Source organism: Mammaliicoccus sp. Dog046 (genome assembly GCF_034039665.1).
Lineage (GTDB): Bacteria > Bacillota > Bacilli > Staphylococcales > Staphylococcaceae > Mammaliicoccus.
This window is the reverse complement of the sequence record NZ_CP120131.1, coordinates 1,515,447-1,537,829: the sequence shown is the minus strand read 5'-3', so window position 1 is coordinate 1,537,829 and position 22,383 is coordinate 1,515,447. Positions and strand designations below refer to the sequence as shown.

At 31.3% G+C, this 22,383-nt stretch carries 20 protein-coding genes; 16 read left to right on the top strand and 4 right to left on the bottom strand.

Annotation, left to right across the window (positions count from 1 at the left end; translation table 11 throughout):
* The first annotated feature begins 49 nt into the window (after positions 1 to 49).
* From P3U32_RS07710 to P3U32_RS07640, 15 genes are all read left to right on the top strand, one after another.
* Entirely contained in the window at positions 50 to 1,267 is a 1,218-nt protein-coding gene (locus P3U32_RS07710) for a M16 family metallopeptidase (RefSeq protein ID WP_323702537.1), read from the top strand.
* Between the two features lie 143 nt (positions 1,268 to 1,410).
* Positions 1,411 to 3,084, top strand: a complete 1,674-nt coding sequence (rnjB, locus tag P3U32_RS07705; RefSeq protein ID WP_323702536.1) for a ribonuclease J2 — start codon at positions 1,411 to 1,413, stop codon at positions 3,082 to 3,084.
* A gap of 100 nt (positions 3,085 to 3,184) precedes the next feature.
* A complete protein-coding gene (locus P3U32_RS07700; RefSeq protein WP_323702535.1) occupies positions 3,185 to 5,473 on the top strand; it encodes a DNA translocase FtsK in 2,289 nt (762 codons plus the stop codon).
* A gap of 9 nt (positions 5,474 to 5,482) precedes the next feature.
* Positions 5,483 to 6,196 (top strand): GntR family transcriptional regulator, encoded by a 714-nt coding sequence (locus tag P3U32_RS07695; RefSeq protein WP_323702534.1) that lies wholly within the window; start codon positions 5,483 to 5,485, stop codon positions 6,194 to 6,196.
* Between the two features lie 80 nt (positions 6,197 to 6,276).
* Positions 6,277 to 7,551 (top strand): EF-P 5-aminopentanol modification-associated protein YfmF, encoded by a 1,275-nt coding sequence (gene yfmF, locus P3U32_RS07690; RefSeq protein WP_323702533.1) that lies wholly within the window; start codon positions 6,277 to 6,279, stop codon positions 7,549 to 7,551.
* Positions 7,544 to 8,833, top strand: coding sequence for an EF-P 5-aminopentanol modification-associated protein YfmH (gene yfmH / locus P3U32_RS07685; protein ID WP_323702532.1), 1,290 nt, complete (start codon positions 7,544 to 7,546; stop codon positions 8,831 to 8,833). The genes yfmF and yfmH overlap by 8 nt, the downstream gene beginning before the upstream one ends.
* Positions 8,826 to 9,530 (top strand): elongation factor P 5-aminopentanone reductase, encoded by a 705-nt coding sequence (gene ymfI / locus P3U32_RS07680; RefSeq protein ID WP_323702531.1) that lies wholly within the window; start codon positions 8,826 to 8,828, stop codon positions 9,528 to 9,530. Before yfmH ends, ymfI begins: the two co-directional genes overlap by 8 nt.
* A 16-nt stretch (positions 9,531 to 9,546) precedes the next feature.
* The gene (locus P3U32_RS07675; protein ID WP_323702530.1) at positions 9,547 to 10,362 is read left to right on the top strand and encodes a YmfK family protein; all 816 of its coding nucleotides are present in this window, start codon (positions 9,547 to 9,549) and stop codon (positions 10,360 to 10,362) included.
* Between the two features lie 21 nt (positions 10,363 to 10,383).
* Positions 10,384 to 10,779 carry a helix-turn-helix domain-containing protein gene (locus tag P3U32_RS07670; RefSeq protein WP_323702529.1) on the top strand — a complete coding sequence of 132 codons (396 nt, stop codon included), beginning with the start codon at positions 10,384 to 10,386 and terminating at the stop codon, positions 10,777 to 10,779.
* 64 nt (positions 10,780 to 10,843) lie between these two features.
* Positions 10,844 to 11,425 carry a CDP-diacylglycerol--glycerol-3-phosphate 3-phosphatidyltransferase gene (gene pgsA / locus P3U32_RS07665; RefSeq protein WP_323702528.1) on the top strand — a complete coding sequence of 194 codons (582 nt, stop codon included), beginning with the start codon at positions 10,844 to 10,846 and terminating at the stop codon, positions 11,423 to 11,425.
* Positions 11,426 to 11,484: 59 nt separating this feature from the next.
* On the top strand, positions 11,485 to 12,642 hold the full coding sequence (locus P3U32_RS07660; RefSeq protein WP_323702527.1) for a CinA family nicotinamide mononucleotide deamidase-related protein: 1,158 nt from the start codon (positions 11,485 to 11,487) through the stop codon (positions 12,640 to 12,642).
* Positions 12,643 to 12,842: 200 nt separating this feature from the next.
* Positions 12,843 to 13,871 (top strand): recombinase RecA, encoded by a 1,029-nt coding sequence (recA, locus tag P3U32_RS07655; RefSeq protein WP_416361245.1) that lies wholly within the window; start codon positions 12,843 to 12,845, stop codon positions 13,869 to 13,871.
* Positions 13,872 to 14,215: 344 nt separating this feature from the next.
* The gene (gene rny / locus P3U32_RS07650; protein ID WP_323702525.1) at positions 14,216 to 15,775 is read left to right on the top strand and encodes a ribonuclease Y; all 1,560 of its coding nucleotides are present in this window, start codon (positions 14,216 to 14,218) and stop codon (positions 15,773 to 15,775) included.
* 115 nt (positions 15,776 to 15,890) lie between these two features.
* Positions 15,891 to 16,682, top strand: coding sequence for a Cof-type HAD-IIB family hydrolase (locus tag P3U32_RS07645; protein WP_323702524.1), 792 nt, complete (start codon positions 15,891 to 15,893; stop codon positions 16,680 to 16,682).
* A gap of 142 nt (positions 16,683 to 16,824) precedes the next feature.
* Positions 16,825 to 18,066, top strand: coding sequence for a Fic family protein (locus P3U32_RS07640; protein WP_323702523.1), 1,242 nt, complete (start codon positions 16,825 to 16,827; stop codon positions 18,064 to 18,066).
* Positions 18,067 to 18,129: 63 nt separating this feature from the next.
* Here P3U32_RS07640 and P3U32_RS07635 read toward each other — a convergent pair whose 3' ends face one another.
* From P3U32_RS07635 to P3U32_RS07620, 4 genes are read right to left on the bottom strand one after another with little or no spacing between them, the layout of a single operon-like run.
* A complete protein-coding gene (locus P3U32_RS07635; RefSeq protein ID WP_323702522.1) occupies positions 18,130 to 18,543 on the bottom strand; it encodes a hypothetical protein in 414 nt (137 codons plus the stop codon).
* Positions 18,544 to 18,564: 21 nt separating this feature from the next.
* Positions 18,565 to 18,885: a nucleoside triphosphate pyrophosphohydrolase family protein gene (locus P3U32_RS07630; protein ID WP_323702521.1), complete on the bottom strand. Its 321-nt coding sequence runs from the start codon at positions 18,883 to 18,885 to the stop codon at positions 18,565 to 18,567.
* Positions 18,886 to 18,909: 24 nt separating this feature from the next.
* Positions 18,910 to 19,320, bottom strand: a complete 411-nt coding sequence (locus P3U32_RS07625) for a YolD-like family protein (protein ID WP_323702520.1) — start codon at positions 19,318 to 19,320, stop codon at positions 18,910 to 18,912.
* On the bottom strand, positions 19,307 to 19,633 hold the full coding sequence (locus tag P3U32_RS07620; protein ID WP_323702519.1) for a hypothetical protein: 327 nt from the start codon (positions 19,631 to 19,633) through the stop codon (positions 19,307 to 19,309). Before P3U32_RS07620 ends, P3U32_RS07625 begins: the two co-directional genes overlap by 14 nt.
* Before the next feature lie 332 nt (positions 19,634 to 19,965).
* On the opposite strand from P3U32_RS07620, the gene P3U32_RS07615 reads away from it, so the two are divergent.
* Positions 19,966 to 22,272 (top strand): CDP-glycerol glycerophosphotransferase family protein, encoded by a 2,307-nt coding sequence (locus P3U32_RS07615; RefSeq protein ID WP_323702518.1) that lies wholly within the window; start codon positions 19,966 to 19,968, stop codon positions 22,270 to 22,272.
* The last annotated feature ends 111 nt before the right edge of the window (positions 22,273 to 22,383 follow it).

Sequence of the window (22,383 nt, the reverse complement as noted above, 5' to 3'; positions counted from 1 at the left end):
CCAATTTAGACCATTGTCTCACGCCCATTTTTATTATGAGGTGATAAGAATGACTGAAATATTAAAATTAGAAAATGGTACGACAGTATTGTTTGAAGATGTACCTAGCAGTGAAACAATCAGTATTGGAGCTTATGTAAATACTGGTACAGCTGATGAAGGTGATTACCCAGAAGGTATCGCTCATTTCATGGAGCATATGTTGTTTAAAGGTAGCGAGAATTATACAAGACAACAATTATCAATAGAATTTGATAAAATAGGTGGTTATAACAATGCTTACACGACTAAAATGTACACATGTTACTTTTGTAAAACATTAAAACGTTTTGACCGAATCGCAACAGACTTACTATTTGATATGCTTCAGCGTCCATTATTTTTAGAGGAAGAAATTGAACGTGAGAAGAAAGTCATACTTGAAGAAATAAAAATGATTGAAGACACACCAGAAGAATGGTTATTGGATCAATTAGAAAGTGAAATATACGAGAATCAACCTTTAGGTAGAATGATTTTAGGATCACCTGAAAGTGTGAATAGTATTGATAAAGCGACACTCGTTGATTTTCACAATAAATATTATAATAGTAATCGATTAATCGTTTCTGTTGCAGGGGCAATCACTCAAGAACTTAAAGATCAAATCGTTGAACAATTATCACACGCAACTGAAGAAGGCATTGAGAAAAATAATGAAACGATGACTTTTATTGAAAAGAAAAAAACGTATTATAAAAATGAATTAGAACAAACACACTTTATGCGAAGTTATGCTGCACCGAGTTATCAATCCGATTTATATTACGCAACGAATATATTAAATACAATATTAGGAGAAACGATGAGTTCAAAACTATTCCAAGTTTTGAGAGAAGAACATGGCCTTTGTTATAATGTGTATTCTGATTTTCAAAGTTTCCATAATAACGGTTTACTGACGATTTATGTGGCGACTGATAAAGAAAATGTTGCAGCTTCGAGTGAACTGATTACGGAAGTATTAAAATCTTTACTTGAAGAAGGTATTACACAAGAAGAATTAGATGATGCAAAAAGTCATATCATTACAAGTTTCTTAATGGCATCTGAATCTAATCAAAATAAAATGACTAGAAATGCGCGTTCAATGATGTTTCATCATGAATTAGTAACGAATAATGACTTTGAAAATGAAGTGAATCAAATTAAACTCGAAGATATAAAATATGCTACGAAAAAATTATTAGAAGCACCTTATTCTGAGTTTATATTAACAGAAAAATAATTAGTTTGATTGATTGTTTAGAAAAATTGTTTCCTTTATTAAATAATCTATAAGTATGTTGTATGTGCTTGTATAATCGATTATATAAATGGTATGATTAAATAAATATATTATGGACGGGACGACATTTAGGAGGAACAATTTTGAGTTTAATAAAAAAGAAAAATGATAAAGTTCGAATCATACCACTTGGTGGTGTGGGTGAAATAGCAAAAAATATGTATATCGTTGAAGTGGATGAAGAAATGTTCATGTTAGACGCTGGTTTAATGTTTCCAGAAGATGAAATGTTAGGTGTCGATGTAGTAATACCAGATATTCAATATGTCATTGAAAACAAAGATAAATTAAAAGGGATCTTCTTATCACACGGTCATGAAGATTCAATCGGTGCAGTAAGTTATATTCTTGAAAAAATAGATGCACCTATATATGGTTCTAGACTGACAATCGCATTAGTTAAAGATCATATGAAAGCTAGAAAGCTTAATAAAAAAGTACGTTATTATACAGTAAATAAAGACTCAGTAATGAGATTTAAAAATGTAAATGTCACGTTCTTTAATACAACACATTCAATTCCAGATAGCTTAGGCGTATGTATCCATACTTCATATGGTGCAGTCGTTTATACAGGAGAATTTAAATTTGATCAAAGTTTACAAGGTGCATATGCGCCTGACATTGCAAAAATGACTGAAATTGGTCAAAATGGTGTATTCGCTTTAATTAGTGATTCGACTGAAGCTGAGAAACCAGGGTATAACGTACCTGAAAATGTAATCGAAAGTCATATGGTAGATGAATTTGCTAAAGCAAATGGTAGAATCATTGTGTCTTGCTATGCATCTAACTTTATTCGTATTCAACAAGTGTTAAATGCAGCAAGTAAATTGAATCGTAAAGTGTCATTCTTAGGTCGCTCATTAGAGAGTTCATTTAATGTTGCACGTAAATTAGGCTACTTTAATATTCCTGAAAATTTACTTGTACCGGTACATGATATTAGTAAATATCCGAAGAATGAAATGATTATTATTGCTACTGGTATGCAAGGTGAACCAATAGAAGCATTAGGCCAAATGGCGCAACAAAGACACCCAATTCTAAACATTTTAGAAGGTGACAATGTTTATATTTCAACATCAACGTCTGCAAATATGGAAGTAATCATAGGCCAAACATTAAATGAACTTGTAAAAGCCGGCGCACATATTATGCCAAATAATAAAAAAACGCATGCATCCAGTCATGGTTGTATGGAAGAATTAAAATTAATGCTTAATTTAATGAAACCTGAATACTTTATACCTGTTCAAGGTGAATTTAAAATGCAAATTGCACATGCTAAATTAGCTGCTGAAACTGGTGTAGATCCAGAGAAAATCTTCTTACTTGAAAAAGGTGACGTTGTTAACTTTGATGGTGAAAAAATGGTAGCCAATGAAAAAGTAACTGCAGGCAATGTATTAATTGATGGTATTGGTGTCGGAGACGTAGGTAATATCGTTTTAAGAGACCGTCATTTATTAGCTGAAGATGGTATCTTTATTGCTGTTGTAACTTTAGATCCTAAGAACAGAAAAATTGTTGGCGGACCTGAAATTCAATCACGTGGTTTCGTGTACGTAAGAGAAAGTGAAGAATTATTAAATGATGCTTCAGAAAAAGTACGTGAAATTGTCGAAGAAGGCTTACTTCAGAAGAAAATTGAATGGTCTGAAATGAAACAAAATATGCGTGATAAACTCGGCAAATATTTATATGAACAAACGAAACGTCGCCCAATGATTATTCCAATTATTTCTGAAATTTAATTTATAGCATTAGATGTTTTATTTATAGAAAGAAACAGGGCTGAGGCATAAATGTCCCAGCCTCTTATTTTTGTAATATGGATAAGGAGGCTATTTCATAATGGTGCAAAAGAAAAAGCCCGCAACACGTAAGAAAAGTACAACTCGAGGTAAGAAAAAACAAAAAGATACAACTTTAAAATATGTCATACAAATGATCATATTGTTCTTATTAGTGTTAGGCGTCTTTCAATTAGGATTTATCGGTTTAATAATAGATAGCTTCTTTCATTTTCTTTTCGGCTATTCAAAGTATTATACGTACATATTCATAGCATTTATATCGTTGTTTATAACGATTAACGGTAAATTGAAATTTACTCGAAGAATTACGGGATTGTTTATTTTTCAAATTGCATTGTTATTTATTATGCAACTTATTTTCTATTTTAAAGATCATCAATTTGAAACGTATAAGCGAACATTAAGTGAGACTTATTCAAGCTTAGAGAGAAATTCATTTTACTTTAATGGTGGAGGATTTATCGGTTTTCATGTATTTCAAACGATTAGTAAATTAATCTCTGTGTTTGGATATAGTTTATTAACGGTGCTTATATTATTATCAAGTATTATTTTAATCATGAAAAAAAGACACCGTGACATTACAAAATCAGCATTTGAAATTACCCAAAGTAAGACGAAATCGCAATTGACAAACATGGAAAAGAAACGGGAAGAAAAAGCGAGAGCGAAACAATTAGAAAAAGAAAAACGCATGAAAGAATCACCGAAAGATGTTTCAGATATGCAAGAAGTTAAGCAGCCTGCAAAAGTACAAGATACTGAACCACAAACACCAAACGAAGAAATACCAATTTTTGAATCTCAAGAGAAGTTACAAGAAAAAAGAAAACAACTTCCGAAACAACAAGAACCAAGTCACGAACCAAATGAACCTGAAATCAAAGAATCTGCAATTGATGAAGCAGAGAATTTAAATTATAAATTACCACCTTTAACGATTTTAAATGATCCACCAAAATCTCAAACAGTTTCTAAAAAAGCGGTTCAAGAAAAAGGGAAATTGCTTGAAGCGACGTTGAAGAACTTTAATGTTGATGCTAGAGTGACGCAAATTAGAATTGGACCAGCTGTTACACAATACGAAGTACAGCCTGCTCAAGGTGTAAAAGTGAATAAAATCGTTAATTTAAGTAATGATATTGCTTTGAATTTAGCGGCTAAAGATATCAGAATAGAAGCACCTATACCAGGGAAATCTGCTGTAGGTATTGAGGTACCAAATGAACATATTTCAATGGTTACTTTGAAAGAAGTTTTGAATGAAGCCAAATCATCAACGAATAAACTTGAAGTTGCATTAGGTAGAGACATCTCAGGTGAACCAATTACTGCAGAATTAAATAAATTACCACATTTACTTGTTGCTGGTGCAACTGGGAGTGGTAAATCTGTTTGTATTAACGGTATTATCACTAGTATTTTAATGAATGCTAAACCACATGAAGTGAAATTGATGCTGATTGATCCTAAAATGGTTGAATTGAATGTCTATAACGGTGTGCCACATCTATTAACACCTGTCGTAACAAATCCACAAAAAGCAAATCAAGCATTGCAAAAAATTGTTTCTGAAATGGAAAAGAGATACGATTTATTCCAGCATGTAGGTGCAAGGAATATTGAAGGTTATAATCAATTTATTGAACGCAGTAATAAAGAATTAGAAGAAAAACAAGCACAATTACCTTATATTGTTGTTATTGTAGATGAATTAGCAGATTTAATGATGGTTGCTGGTAAGGATGTAGAATCTTCAATCATGAGAATCGCGCAATTAGCTAGAGCAGCAGGAATTCACTTAATCATTGCTACACAAAGACCATCCGTAGATGTTATTACTGGTAGTATTAAAGCGAATATTCCTTCAAGAATTGCTTTTGCAGTTAGTTCAGCAACCGATTCTAGAACGATATTAGATGGTGGTGGTGCAGAAAAACTACTAGGTAGAGGTGATATGTTATTCCTATCTAGAGATTCTTCAAAACCGACTAGAATTCAAGGTGCATTTCTTTCAGATGGAGAAGTTGAAAATGTTGTTCAACACGTTGTAGGCGAACAAACAGCTAATTATATCAAAGAAATGGAACCAGACGAGCCAACTGAAACAAGTGAAATTGAAAGTGAAGACGAATTATATCAAGAAGCTTATTTATTTGTAGTAGAAGAACAAAAAGCAAGTGCCAGTTTACTTCAAAGAAGGTTTAGAATTGGTTATAATAGAGCTTCTAGGTTAATGGATGATTTAGAAGGAAATGGTGTCATAGGTCCACAATCGGGAAGTAAACCTAGACAAGTATTGGTGGATATTTATCAAGAAGAATAGGAGGATATTATGTCGACAAGTGCATCTGTAAATTTCGTTAAGAATTGGATATTAGAACAAATTCAAACGAATGAATTGAAACCGGGAGATACAATACCAAATGAATTTGAAATAAAGAAAATGTTAAATATTAATTATGATGAAATTGATAAAGCGATTCATGAACTTGTAACAGAACAAATCTTATCTCAAAAATTAGGTGGCATAACAGTTGTGAAGCCAACACAATCTTACTATTATCCATTAGATGAATTAGTAAGTATCACAAATATGATTGAAAAAAACGGGGAAGTTGCTGGTACGGAATTTATCAGTTTAGATGAAGAAGTAGCAACTAAGAAAGATATAGAAGTACTAAACTTAGAAGAAGATGCAATGATTTCAGTAATTGAAAGATTACGAACGGCAGACGGAAAACCTGTCGTCTATTGTTTAGATAAAATAGCGACAGATATGTTTGCTTGTAGTGATTATCGTTCAAATTCTTCTATCTTATCAGCAATTGAAAGTAAAGTGGAATTTAAAATCACACATGCGTATACATCAATTGAATCTATGAGTTATGAACCTTATATAAACGAAATACTTAACTCAGATCCTGATGAAGCGATGATGTTATTAACGCAAATTCACTATAATGAACATGAACAACCAGTGTTATACTCATTAAATTATTTTAAAAGTAGTCTTGTAAAGTTTCGTATTACAAGAAATAGGATATAATAAAATATATTGGATGAAACAAAGTAACAATTGTTGCTTTGTTTCTGTATATACATACATATAAAAGTGAGGTATCGATTATGATAACGACTGAACATTTAAAATTAGCATCAAATGATATTTATGTGATACCAACTACAAAATTTAAAACGACAACAATTGTATTAAAGTTTGTAGCGCCTTTAACACGTGAAACAATCACATCAAGATCAATTTTAAGCAAATTATTGACGAGGGTCACAAACGAATACAAAACAGATAAAGCGATGAATGAATTATTAGCTGAACTATATGGGGCACATTTATTTAGTTATGTGAATAAACAAGCTAATAATCATATCATGACAATTGGAATAGAAATTGTTAATGAAAAATATTTAAAAAATGAACAATCATTGTTAACACATGCAATTAAGTTGTTACATGATGTGATTTTCCAACCTTATATTGAGGATAGGCATTTTAATGAGAAATATACAAAACAAGAAAAGTCATTATTAAGAAAAAAATTAACTGCTATTGATGATAATAAATCACAACGTGCCTTTCTACAGTTTATGAATCATATGTTTCATGATGAGCCATATAAATATTTGGCTTCAGGAATTTTAGAAGATATCGATGGTGTAACGCCGACATCATTAGTTGATACATATTATGATTTAATACAAGAAAATGCAATATCTACATATATCATTGGAAACGTTGATTTGAATGAAGTTAAATCACTTTGCCAATCTTATCTGAATTTTGAACATAATAGCCAATTAGAAATAGAATCATCACAATTTAAAGAGGTTAAAGAAGTTAAAGAATTAGTGGATTATACCCATATTGATCAAGCGAAATTAAATATGGGTTATCGTTTTCCAATTACATTCCATTCCAAAGCATATTATTCATTCTTAGTTTTAAATATGTTATTAGGTGGAGATGCTTCATCTATTCTCTTTAGTGAAGTAAGAGAAAAACAAAGTTTAGCTTATTCTATTCATTCTCAAATAGATACTAAAAATGGATTTTTATATATTTTAGGCGGAATAGCTAAAGATAAAGTTCAAGTAGCGAAGGAAACTATACTAGATATATATCATCAATTAGAACAAGGTGAATTTGATGATCATAAATTAGATTTAGCTAAAAAAGTACTCATTTCACATGCGAGAGAAAATTTTGATAAACAGCGACAAATGATTGATTTACTTCATACACACGCACGTTATCAAGCAACTTATAATCATGATGAATGGATAAGTGAGATTGAAGGTATAACGAAAGAAGACATTATGAACATCGCACAACTTGGCCAATTAGATACTATATATATACTGACTGAAGGTGAAGAAAATGAATAATCAATATTTTGAACAAATTGATGAAACGGTATTTGAAGAAACATTAGATAATGGATTAAAAGTGGTTGTTATCCCTAAAAAAGGATTTTCAAAAACATATGTTACATATACGACGCATTTTGGTTCATTAGATCATTCTTTTAAACCTCACCAAAGTGATGAATTTGTTACAGTACCTGATGGCGTTGCCCATTTTTTAGAACATAAATTGTTTGAAAAAGAAGAAGGTGACGTATTCTCAAGTTTTGCTGAACATGATGCACAGGTTAACGCATTTACGACTTTTGATAGAACAAGTTATTTGTTTAGTGCAACTGGACATGTAAACGACAATATTTTAAGACTATTGAAAATGATTGAAAGTCCATACTTCACTGAAAAAACAGTTGAAAAAGAAAAAGGTATTATTGCTGAAGAAATTAAAATGTATCAAGAGCAGCCGAATTATAAATTGATGTTCCAAACGTTAGGCGCATTGTATCATCATCACCCTGTCCAAGTAGATATAGCGGGAACAGTGGATAGTATTTATGAAATCACAGCCGAAGATTTACATTTATCATATGAGACATTTTATCACCCAGCGAATATGGTGCTTATTATAGTCGGTGATGTAGAACCTGAGGCAACGATGGATTTAATCCGTGAACATGAAAATAAAAGAGAAATGAACGAGATGCCACCAATCACGAGAAAACCGTTCAATGAACCTCAAACAGTGAGCCAATCATATGTAGAAACTAAGATGGATATCGTTCAAGAGAAATCAATGATTGCATTTAAATTTGTTCCAAATACGATATCTGACAAAGTAAGAGTTAAAAATGATATTGAAATGATGATTGCTTTAGATTTAATGCTTGGTGAACAAACTGATTTTTATCAAGCATTACTTGAACAAGATATTATCGATGATTCATTTGGGTATCAATTTGCTAATGAAACAACGTATAGCTATTTAATTATGGCAGTTTCTACTGATCAACATGATGCGTTTAAACATGCGATTTTTGAAGAATTAAGAAAGCATATTCAAACAGGGTTTAATCATGATGACTTGGAAAGAGTAAGAAAGCAAACACTTGGAGAAATTATTTCAAGTCTGAACTCACCTGAATATATTGCAAATCAATATACGAAGTTTTATTTTGAAGGTGTAAATCTTTTTGAATTGATCGATATTCTTGAATCTATAACGGTTGAGAGTGTACATGATACGTTAACATCACTTATTGATTTTGATCATACGGTAGAAAGTCGTTTGGTGAAGAAAAATGGCTAGATCACTTGTTCTTGGAGGAAGCGGCGATATCGGACTTTCGATTGTAGAAGAATGTTTATCATTAGGACATGAGGTTATTGTACATTATCATCATTCAAATATAGATGACTTGAATCAGCGGTTTGAAGGTCAACCAGTTAGTTTCGTACAATTTGATTTATCTAAGGAAAGCGATATGCAAGTCTTGGATAACATTGGTCAAATTGACCATTTAATATATGCTGCCGGACAATCATCATTTGGTGCCATACAAGATGTATCCAACGATGAAATTAATCGACAATATTTTATCAATGTCTTTTCACTGATTAAGGTCGTTCAATTATTTGTAGATAGATTAAGGAATCGCCCAAATAGTAGAATTATCGTGCTTTCTTCTATATGGGGAGAAACGGGAGCTAGCTATGAAACGATTTATTCTACAATGAAAGCTGCTCAATTAGGGTTCGTAAAATCACTATCAAAAGAACTGGCATTAACATCTATTACGGTTAATGCTATAACTCCTGGTGTTGTTCATGGTAAAATGACTAATGAGCTAGCTGAATTAACACAAACGCAGCTAAAAGAAGAAATACCACAAGGTCGATTTGTAACAACTGAAGAAATTGGTGCGACAGTTGCTTATTTATTAAATCCATTGTCTCAAAGTGTTACGGGGCAAGTGCTTCGTATTAACGGAGGATGGTATATTTAAAATTGGGGTGGTTCTGATGGAAGAAGTAATTAAAAAAGAATGGTATTTAGAATATGATATCCAAGTGAACAGAGCAGGTTTATTAGGTGATATTTCAAGTTTACTTGGTATTTTAGGCATTAATATTATAACGATTAATGGTGTGGACCAAGGCAGAAGAGGTCTGCTCATTAAAACGGACGATATGAATAAAGTAAAACGATTTGAAAATATTGTGAGAGAAATTGATGATATATCTATAAAAAAATTGCGTACACCAGGTTTACGAGATCGATTAGCGGTTAGACATGGTCGTTACATTAAACGTGATATTGATGATAAGAAAACATTTAGATTTGAAAGAAAAGATTTAGGTCTACTTGTCGACTTTATGGCCGAATTGTTCAAGGAAAATAGACACAAATTAATTGGTGTGAGAGGGATGCCTAGGGTTGGTAAGACAGAATCCGTCGTTGCGGCAAGTGTTTGTGCGCATAAGAAGTGGTTGTTTATTAGTTCAACGCTTATTAAACAAACTGTACGTAGTTCATTGTTAAAAGGTGAGTACGGTGATGAAAATGTCTATATTATAGATGGTGCTGTAACATCGAAACAAACAGACGAGAGACACAAACAGTTAGTTAGAGAAGTTATGAGTTTACCAACAATTAAAGTGGTAGAACATCCCGATCTATTTGTCCAACGTTCAGAATATAGTCTTGAAGATTTTGATTATATTATTGAATTGAGAGAGACTGAGGATCAAGAGATTACATATGAACAATTGAATCAAAATGAATTATTTACCAATGACAATATGGCTTTCGGTGATGGATTCGGTTTCTTTGAATAATTGAGTTGAGGTGAATATATTTTGAAATCTATTGGAGAAACATTAAGAAATAAAAGAGAACAGCTAGGAATGACTTTAGTTGAATTAGAACAAAAAACTAAAATACAAAGACCGTTTTTAATCATTATTGAAAAAAACGAATTCGAAAATTTACCAAATCCTGATTATACAAGAGGATTTATAACTAAATATGCTTCTGCAATTAATGTGAGCCCTGCTGAATTAATTGATAAACATCAAAGTGAATTGCCTAAAACAGCACCTTCTGCTAAAGATGCATTTCGATCATTAACGCAAGAGAAGAGAAGTCAATCAGAAATTACAGAGAAAAAAATGATAACAAAATTGATTACGCAAATGGTCACTTTCTTTGGAATTTGTCTTGTCATTTGGGTGTTATTATTAATTATTATTTAATTATATGTCTGATTGATTTATAATAGAGTTATTATCGGATTGTATGAAAAGAAGGAGAAAGAAAATGAATATTCCTAACCAACTTACGGTATTACGTGTGATTTTAATACCAGTTTTTGTATTGTTTTTACTTGTTGATTTTAACATGGGGCATATGACCTTTTTATTCGGACAGGAAATGAGAGTTGAACAATTTATTGCTGGTGTAATTTTCATATTAGCTTCAGTTACGGATTGGTTCGATGGATACTTAGCTAGAAAATGGCAACTTGTAACGAATATGGGTAAATTTTTAGATCCGTTAGCGGATAAATTACTCGTAGCAAGCGCATTAATTGCATTAGTTGAATTGAATAAAGTATCATCAGTAATTGCAATTATTATTATTGCTCGTGAATTTGCTGTCACAGGTTTAAGACTGTTGCAGATTGAACAAGGATTTGTTAGTGCAGCTGGTCAATTAGGTAAAATAAAAACAGCAGTTACTATGGTAGCGATTGTGTTTATTTTACTTCAAGAACCGTTTTCAACATTATGGCAAATTGATTTAGGTCAATATCTAATGTATATTGCGACATTCTTCACTATTTTATCAGGTATAGAGTATTTCTATCATGGTAGAGATGTATTTAAAGGTTCAAAATAATAACAACATTGAAGGCTTGGACAGAGATGTCCTAGCCTCTTTCTTTAGGAGACGATTTGATGAAAGTAAGTATATTAAGTGTTGGTACAGAAATATTGTTGGGACAAATTGCTAATACAAATGCACAATTTATTTCTAAAGTAGTAAATGAACTTGGCGCTAGTGTAATGAGACATGTTGCAGTAGGTGACAATCCAAAACGATTGGAAAATGCCTTCAAAGAAGAACTAGATCAACATGATATTGTTATCTTGACGGGTGGTTTAGGTCCAACGAAGGATGATTTAACAAAACAAACGATTGCCAATGTGTTAGGTCGTACTCTTGAAATGAATCAAGAAGCTATGGATCAAATTGAAGATTATTTTAAAAATGAAAATCGTACAATGACACCGAATAATAGACAACAAGCACTTGTGATTCAAGGTAGTCATGTGTTGAAAAATGATTTTGGCATGGCTCCAGGAATGTATTTAGAACAAGACAATAAAAAAGTTGTCCTATTACCTGGACCACCAAAAGAACTTCAACCAATGGTCAATCAATATCTTGTACCATTCTTAATGGATGAACAAAATGTGATTTTATCAGAGTCTTTAAAATTCACTGGTATTGGTGAATCTAGTGTTGAAACAGAATGTATGGATTTAATTGATAATCAATCCAATCCGACAATCGCACCACTTGCTGGTCATCATGAAGTTTCATTAAGAATTACTGCTAATGCATCAACAAAACAAGAGGCATTAACAATGATTAAACCTGTGAAAGAAGAAATATTGAATAGAATTGGTAAATTTTATTATGGTAGTGATGATTTAACATTAGAAGAAGCGGTCTTTAACTATGTAGATCAACCTTTTGTTATTTATGATGGTATTACGGATGGTGTACTTTATTCACGATTAAAACGTGATGATAAGAAAGATGAGCATCTAAAAAATTATAATATAAAAAGCGATTGGACAGATCGCATGTTGCAGATTTCAGAATCAGATGACCATGAAGCAATTGCAACGAAACTTAGAACTACTTATGGCGTTGAAAGTGCGATCGTGCTATTACAAGATGGTAAAGAATCAAAAGTATTTATTTCTCATATGCAAAAAAGTAAAATATTTATTTCAACGCTTAGTCAGTCTTATAAAGGAAGACGCGATAGAATCAGTAATTTGACGTTAATAAAATTCTTAAATATTTTAAGAGAAGAATCATAAAATTAAATAATCGGTACCTATGTTCGCATATTATTAAAAAACGCATTAAAAAACACGAACAAATATTCGCTTAATGCTTGCATTTTAATATGAAAGCATATATAGTAATAATAGCTAATTAAACAAATAAATTTATTTAATATATAGGAGGTTATCGCGTGAACGAACGTCAGAAAGCACTCGATACAGTAATTAAAAATATGGAAAAGTCCTTTGGTAAAGGGGCTGTTATGAAATTAGGGGATAACACAAGTAGAGAAGTATCTGCTGTTTCAAGTGGATCAATTACACTTGATAAAGCTTTAGGTGTAGGTGGATATCCTAAAGGTCGTATTATTGAAATATACGGACCAGAAAGTTCTGGTAAAACAACAGTAGCGTTACATGCCATTGCTGAAGTTCAACGTCAAGGGGGCGTTGCTGCTTTTATCGATGCCGAACACGCATTAGATCCTGTCTATGCTAAGAACTTAGGTGTGGATATTGATAACCTATACTTATCTCAACCAGACCATGGTGAACAAGGTCTTGAGATTGCTGAAGCATTTGTTCGTAGTGGTGCAGTTGATATCGTTATTGTCGATTCAGTAGCTGCGTTAACACCTAAAGCAGAAATAGAAGGAGAAATGGGAGACACACACGTTGGTTTACAAGCAAGACTTATGAGTCAGGCGTTACGTAAATTATCAGGTGCTATTTCTAAATCTAATACAACTGCTATATTTATTAACCAAATTCGTGAAAAAGTCGGCGTTATGTTCGGTAACCCAGAAGTAACACCTGGTGGACGTGCACTTAAATTCTATAGTTCTGTTAGACTTGAAGTACGTCGTGCTGAACAATTAAAACAAGGCCAAGAAGTTGTTGGTAATAGAACGAAGATTAAAGTTGTTAAAAATAAAGTCGCACCTCCATTCAGAGTTGCTGAAGTAGATATTATGTATGGTGAAGGTATCTCACGTGAAGGTGAATTAATCGACTTAGCTGTTGAGTTTGATATTGTTGATAAATCAGGCGCTTGGTATTCTTATAATGGAGAACGTATGGGTCAAGGTAAAGAGAATGTTAAGACTTACTTGAAAGAAAACCCAGCGATCATCGAAGAAATTGATGGTATTTTAAGAGATCAACTTGGCTTTAATGGTAAGAAGAAAGAAGAAGCTAAAAAAGATAATAAAAAAGATGAAAAAGCAGCTAAAGATACTGAACAAGAAACATTATTAGATTAATACAATCAGTAGGCAAGTATGCTTAAGTAAAATTATAGATATTGTAAAAAAGCAACTCATTTCGAACTGAATAAATCAGTGAAATGAGTTGTTTTTTCCTATTTAATAAACAATTATATATTTTTCACAATACATACTTAATAAAATTAAGTGCAGAATCACGTATATATTTATAATTTTTGATATAGTTGCATTATTTCCAGAAAGAGTATTAAAAATAAGGATGATGTCCTTGACACTTGTACAAATTTAAACGTACAATTGAGTTGTATGATTCCATAGTTCCATTTAATCATATTTTTATTTATATAAGACGTAAAACCTAGATAGAAGGAGGTGTTTATGTGGACTTATTAACCCTCTTACTCATTTTGCTAGGAGTTATTCTAGGTGTTGTTGTAGGATACTATTTCGCACATAATAGCTTATCGAAAAAGCAAGAACAAGCTCGTCAGTCTGCTCATTATATTATAAGTGAAGCTAACAAAGAAGCTGAGAGTTTGAAGAAAGAAAAGTTGATTGAAGCTAAAGAAGAAAATCAACAAATTAGAGATCATCTTGATAGTGAAATTCGAGAGAGAAGAAGTGACCTACAAAAGCAAGAAGCAAGATTACTTCAAAAAGAAGAAAATTTAGAGCGCAAATCTGATCTTTTAGATAAAAAAGATGAAATTCTAGAAAACAAAGAAGCTAAAATTGAAGAGCGACAACAACAGGTAGATGCAAAAGAGAGTAATGTTCAAGAAATAATAACGAAACATGAACAAGAACTAGTACGCATCTCCGGACTAACACGTGATGAAGCTCGTAAAGAGCAATTTTCACAAGTAGAAGAAGAACTGTCACATGATATTGCTGTGCTTGTAAAAGACAAAGAAAGAGAACTAAAAACAAATGTAGATAAGAAAGCGAAAGAACTGTTAGCGATTACCGTTCAAAGGTTAGCAGCAGATCATACTTCTGAATCAACAGTCTCTGTTGTTAATCTACCTAATGATGAAATGAAAGGTCGTATTATCGGTCGTGAAGGTCGAAACATACGTACTTTAGAAACATTAACAGGTATTGACTTAATCATTGATGATACACCAGAAGCAGTAATTTTATCTGGATTTGATCCAATTCGAAGAGAAATTGCGAAGACAGCCTTAACTAATTTAGTATCAGATGGACGCATTCATCCGGGACGTATTGAAGATATGGTTGAAAAAGCAAGACGTGAAGTAGATGACTTAATGAGAGAATCTGGTGAACAAGCCACTTTCGAATTAGGTATTCATAATTTACATCCAGAGTTGGTTAAAATTTTAGGTCGAATGAAATATCGTACAAGTTACGGTCAAAGTGTACTCAAACACTCTGTTGAAGTTGCTCAACTTTCAGGAATGTTGGCAGCGGAATTAGGGGAAGATGTTACATTAGCCAAACGTGCAGGTTTATTACATGATATTGGTAAAGCTATTGATCATGAAGTAGAAGGTAGCCATGTTGAAATAGGGGTTGAACTTGCAAAGAAATATCATGAACATGATACAGTAATAAATGCAATACACTCACATCATGGGGATGTAGAACCAACTTCAGTCATTTCTATATTGGTAGCTGCAGCAGATGCATTAAGTGCTGCAAGACCGGGAGCTAGACGAGAAACTTTAGAAAATTACGTAAAACGTTTAGAACGATTAGAAGAAATATCTGAAGGTTATCAAGGTGTTGAAAAAGCATTCGCTATTCAAGCAGGTAGAGAAATTAGAGTAATTGTATCACCTGAAGATATCGATGACTTAAAAGCACATAGAATAGCACGAGATATTAAAGATCAAATTGAAAACGAATTACAGTATCCAGGGCACATTAAAGTGACAGTTGTCCGGGAGATGAGAGCAACTGAGTACGCCAAGTAAGATGCTTTCAAATTCAAAACCCTCTAACCATAAGTGTTAGAGGGTTATTTTTTATGTTTATATCAAAATTCACTGTATAATAAAAACAAGACAGACTAAACAATGGGGGAGAGTTATGAATATTAAATTAGTTGTAACCGACATGGATGGGACATTTTTAGACAATGAAAGTAACTTTGATAGAGAAGCATTCGATGAATTGAAAAATAATCTAGATGCTAAGAATATAAGATTTGTTTTTTGTACAGGTAAGCAATGTGAAAGAGTTGAAAATATAGTAGGTGACTTAAGCAAAGATACTTTTATTATTGGTGACAGTGCAACGCGTATAAAATACAATGGAGAATTTCTTTATACTGCTTCTATTCAAAATGAGTTAGGACTTAGTATTATAAATTCTATTAAAGAAATAGACGAAAGCCAGACAATAATCGCATGTACTGAAAAAGTGGCTTTTGCTTTAGAGTCCGTTCCAGATGATGAACGTAAATTTATACATGGATCGTATCAAAATGTAGAATACATAAAGGATTTTAAAGAAATTGAAAGTGACTTTTTAAAAATAACAGTTCATGATGCTAAAGGAAATTGTATGAAGACGGCTGAATCAATAAAATATTTTGAAAATGAAGTATATATAGTAGCATCAGAAGATTATTGGATTGATATAACAGATTTGGGCGTTAATAAAGGTACGACAATTAACCGAATACAAAATATATTAAATATTGATCCATCTGAAACAATCGCTTTTGGGGATGGATTGAACGATATTGATTTGTTCAAAGCAGCAAAATATAAAGTTGCTATGGATAATGCGTATTCAGAGTTGAAAAAAGAAGCCAACTTAATTGCTATAAATAATAATGAGAATGGTGTTATAGCTACTTTACAATTGTTAATATAATTTGTAAATCAAACCTATCAGATTCAATCACTATATTTCATCACATTTATATCAAATATATACTTGAAATAAATAGCTTTCAGGATATAATATAATTACCAAAACAACATATATCCCAAATATGATGAATAGGGTGAGAAAAATGAAGTATAAATCACTTAAAACAGTTTTTCATATGTTAGGTGTTGAAAGTGCTGAAGCTGAATATGAAAAGAGAATAAACCATTTTTCATCTTATGTTAGCCATTTAAACATTCATCCAATGAAGGATCAACAACAAATGTTGAATTTAGAATATCATTTATTTTATTGTATGACTAATGAAATTGTGGAAAATAACGAAAAAATATTATTGAATTCTGCTAAAATTCTAGAATTATCCTCTAATCAACCCGGAATTGCGACTGAAGCATATATTAAGCATCTACTGATTAACGAGTTACAAAGTACGAACGAAACTGAAAATATTAGAAGTACGAAACAAGAAATAGCAGAGGCGTTAAATAACATAAATGGGCACCCTAAGAGATTTACAGGATTGGTTAATCAATACTTATTGATAAAAGAAGATAACGTTGAATTGAAATCTATTGCAGACATTCGATCAATATATGACACTATCGTTTCGAGAGAAGTTAAAGAAGATGAACAACCTGATGGGAAACTTTTTAGAAAAGAAAGTATCGGTGTATATGATGAGTCAAATGGAAAATGGGTACATCGAAATGAATACAATGAATCACAAATATTTGAATATTTAACGAAGATACTAGATTTCATTGAGCATTTTAATTCACCTAAAATTGCTAAAATAATGGCTAGTCATTATATGTTTGAATACTTACATCCGTTTTATGATGGTAATGGAAGAATAGGACGATATTTAGTGGCAAAACTTTTAAACGAAGTCATTGATCCATTCACTTCACTTACATTTTCATACGTTGTTAATAAAAACAAATCCAAATATTATAAAGTCTTTGAAGATACATCCCATTATTTTAATAAAGGGGATTTAACAATTTTTATTCAAGATATGTTAAAAATGTTGATTGAAGGACAAGAAAACATTATTAGCTCATTCGAAGAAAATATTGAAATCATTAATAACTTACAAATATCGTTGAATAAAATGAAACTCGATAAATATGAAAGTAAAATCTTTTTCATATTATTACAAGATAAAGTGTTTGGAAGTAGCTATGCAAGACTTAGTTTGAAAGAGTTAGAGAAAATCACTGGATTTTCAAGAGGGAAAATAAATAGTGTCATTCAGCTTCATACTGATAAACTAGTCAAAATAAAAAGTAAACCAACGATATATGAGATTAAAGAATCATTTATTTATGAACTGTTGTCTCAACCTTTAGAAGATGAAGATTGAAATATACTTTAAAAATAAAAACCACAAACCTTATCACATCAATGAGGGTTGTGGTTTTTATTTTTATTTCATATTAGTCTTTAAATCATGTAAGAACGTATTAAATGCTTCTACCGTAGTATTCATTCGTACTGACTGACCGCTTTCAGTTGCCATATTCGAATGTATTAAACCTGAATCGAAATTAAGATACACAATCAATTCATCCTCATCTTGTCTAAAAATCGTAAACCAAAAATCTGGCTCGTAAAAATAGAAATCAGGACTATTATTTGTAAAATGATTGATATCTAGACTTTCTATTTCGTTTTCAAAAAATACAATTTCTTTCTCAAATTGCATTCGATCATAGCTGACATGTAGTAAATAGTGATAGTGTTTAATATCATCAATCAGTTCAGTTTGTATGAATTCAAATTGACATTGTACATTGCTTTCTTTGAAGTTAGTATCTCGTAAATTGACTGAGCAAGTCATCGTTCTAAACCTCTCTTTACATTAACTTATATTAAAATCAGTTTGTTTTTTAGCTATGAATTGTTCTACTGCTTTATTTAAGTCAACATCACTTTCTTCTGCTATAACTGCTAACCACCAAATGACCTCACCAATTTTATATTCTAATTGATCTGTATCATCTTGTTTGTATGGCCAAATCTGTGCTTTATCCATTACTAATCGATTGATAAGTCCAACATCTGTTGACATTGCTAATGCATCTTCTTGCAATGTCCATCTTCTCCCGTGATATTTCTCTTCTAAAGCATGATACGCCTCTCTAATCTTCATACTTTCTTCAACGACTTCTTCTAAATTCATAATTATTCCTCCTATTTATGTCTATTACATTATTTCTACAATGCAATCCAACTTTATCTTAATCAATTCATGTTCTTTCTTTACTTGAAGTATATTATGTTCACTATTAAATGTATGGATTTCACAGTGCATCATTTTATAATAACCATTCTCCCAATATTTAATAGTAGCATCCGGATGGTAAAATATCTTCTCAGCTAACACATAGTTTAAATCATCTAATGCATCATTGCTCAGAATAGGCTTATTTACTTTAGTTTGATCATTTATAAATTGATTAATTGTTTCATATTGTTGTGGCATTGTCGCAAATGGTGCCCATTTAATCATACCTCGTCCTCGAGGGATATCATTGTCTAAATATTGTTTCGGTATATTTCTATAGTCTTTCTCGTATTTGTACGGATCAGGCAGGCTTGGGTTAATGATACGCATATGACATTTCCTTATTCATTTGAATTAAACAGTGGATGGACTGATTTAATTCAATAATCATCGTATCTCTTTTTGAAGAAGATGATTGTACTTTATAAAAAATATTAAACAATAACTGTAAATAACTTGAGTATAAAAGGTATTGTTCAGAATGACAATGAAACGTAGGGAGTTGTTGAATGACTTTAGAAATATTGTTATAGATTACTGTTTCGCTTAGAAAAGTTGCGGTGTCATTAGTTGGCTCGACGCTATCTAGCATATAAATATAGGACTCAAATTGTTCGATCATCGGATCGATATATTTATTCATAGCTTACACCTCTCTTTGTTAAGTAATTCTATTATACGAACAAGTGTTCTGTTTTGTAAAGTATTAATGCTTAATAAATTCTTTGGTTATGATATTAAGCTGAAATTTTTTATAAAACGTTTTCATTGTTTTTAGGATATAAAAACGTGTGTATGATACAATGTGTGAAATGGAAATTTACAGTATAAAAAGATATGCTTTTGGGTAATTAAATAAAATTCAAATTATTTTGAAATACATATAGAAATTGATAGTGTGATGTATTTAAGAATGTTATTATTAAATAACAAATGAAATATACATAATGTTAAAAACAAAAGGGGAGAGATTGAATGAGAGTAAAGATATTAGGATTCAATCTACTTGCAAAAGGTGGAACGTCAAGAAGTAATATTAATTTAATTCAATCATTTCTAAAAGCTGGTCATGAAGTGATTTATTATAATTATAAAATTTTTGATAAGACAGAAAAATTTAATACGATTATTAATGAACAGTTATTTGATAAACGATTAGATTTTAAACAGTATAATGATTCGAAAGACTTGCTAGATACAGATTTAGTGATACTCACGAGAGAAACATTCTTTTATATTGCTAGAGAAATTAAAGGGATGAATTTTGAAATTAAAATAGTTGGTGAAGTGCATGCACCTATTGCTTACATTTCAGCTGAACATGATTTAGCAGCCGATTCGATCGATGCATATAGAGTAAGTACTGAAGATGTTAAGCGAGATTTTGCTAAAAAATTTAATATCACAAATGTATTTAATCAATATGTAGATGCATCACATATTAAGGTAAATGATGAAGCGAGTATTACGAAACGTAATTTATTAATTAAAGCGAGATTTGAAGATAACATCAAAGACATTTCGTATGTGATTAAATTAATGAACAATATCGTTAATGTTAAAGGTCAGGATGATATTCAGTTATATATTAAAGGGTATGGTCCGTCGGAGATATTGTATAAAAATTTAATTAATTATTATCAATTGGATGACAATGTACATATCAATGAGAAAGAACCGCTTAATTATATTTATGTATCATCATCTCCTTATGAGACATTGGGATATTCTATTTTAGAATCGATTGCAGAAGGTAATAAAGCATTTATATATGCTGGAGAAGACGATGTTTTAAAAAGTATTTATAATAAATATCACGCTGTTCAATTTTTAACTAAAGATATCGAAGATGATGGTGAACGATTGCTAGATTTTGTTGAATATAAATACACGAAAGCAAAAAGAACTGAAGACGTTCAGTTGTTAAATGAAACATTTGTAGAAAGAGATTATGCTACTGATTTTATCGAAGGCGCCAATGCTTGTATGGACGGTATTAAAAAAGGTTCAACGGTTAATCAATCTTCGAAGAAAAAAGTAGAAAAACAATCTAAAATCGAATGCGGAAGAGATTTGTATGAGACATATAAAAATAAACCCGTATTACGAATGGTATTAAATAATCAACGTGTGTTTAACTTTGCGAAAAAGAAATATGAAAAACGAAAAATGAATCAACTTATAAAGACATATGATGAAATTGAACCATCAGAGAATAAAGTCTTTGTTGAATCTTTTCATGGTAATAATTTTAGTGGAGATCCAAAGTATTTAGGTATATATATTAAGAAACACTTCCCGGAAAAAGAAGTCTATGTCAGTTCTAGAAATGCGTTAGTAGATATTGAAATTAGAAATGCACATTTAATACCTGTAAGATTCGGTAGTGATCACTATAAAATGACGTTTAGGCAAAGTAAATATGTCATCGTCAATGGTAATACATTAGATAAAGTATTTAAGCACAAAAATCAAATCTTTATCCAAACGTGGCATGGTTTTCCTTTGAAAAGAATGTTGCATGATTTAGGAGATGAAAAACAAAAATCTTTAGAAACGAAAGTCTTTCAACCAAGAATGCAGAAATGGGATTACTTACTTTCATCATCAGCGTTTAATACGATGTTATTTGAATCAGCGTTTAATACTGACAAAAATAAAGATTTGCAAATCTTACAATTAGGCGCACCAAGAAATGAGTATTTGTTAAATAGTGATGAAGAAGAAGAGGGACGAATTCGTTCGAAATACTTTTTCACTAAAAATAAAAACAAAAAGTTTATTTTGTTCTGTCCAACATGGAGAAAAGAAAAGCGAGAAGTGTTATCGAAAATCAATTTAATCATATTACTTGAAAATTTACCTGATGATTATGAAATTATCGTTAAATTACATCCGAATGAAGCACATTTAAGAACAGCGTATACGCAGTTAGATCCTCGAATCCATTGTTTTTACAATGAATTTGTAGATATACAAGAGTTATATTTAATATCTGATGCGATGATTACAGATTACTCTTCTACAATATTTGACTTTGCGCATTTAAATAAACCAATCTTCTTATTACAAGAGGATACGAAAGCATATGAAGCATCTATCGGATTTTATTTTGATATATTTGAACTCGTTGATATAGAGCTCGCAAGTAACGATGAGCGAATTTTAGCAAGACAATTATTACAAGATAAAGATTGTGATTATGAAAATATCACACATAGATTACTTGAATCAGATAAAATGAATACAACTCAAAATATCGTAAACTTTATAATGAAATAAATAGGGAGCGGGACAGAAATCTAATTTATCAAAAAAGATTTCGTAGTCCCGCCCCGGCAAGGATGACTAGAGTTGAAAAAACTTGATATAAGCGCATTTTCAACACAGTCA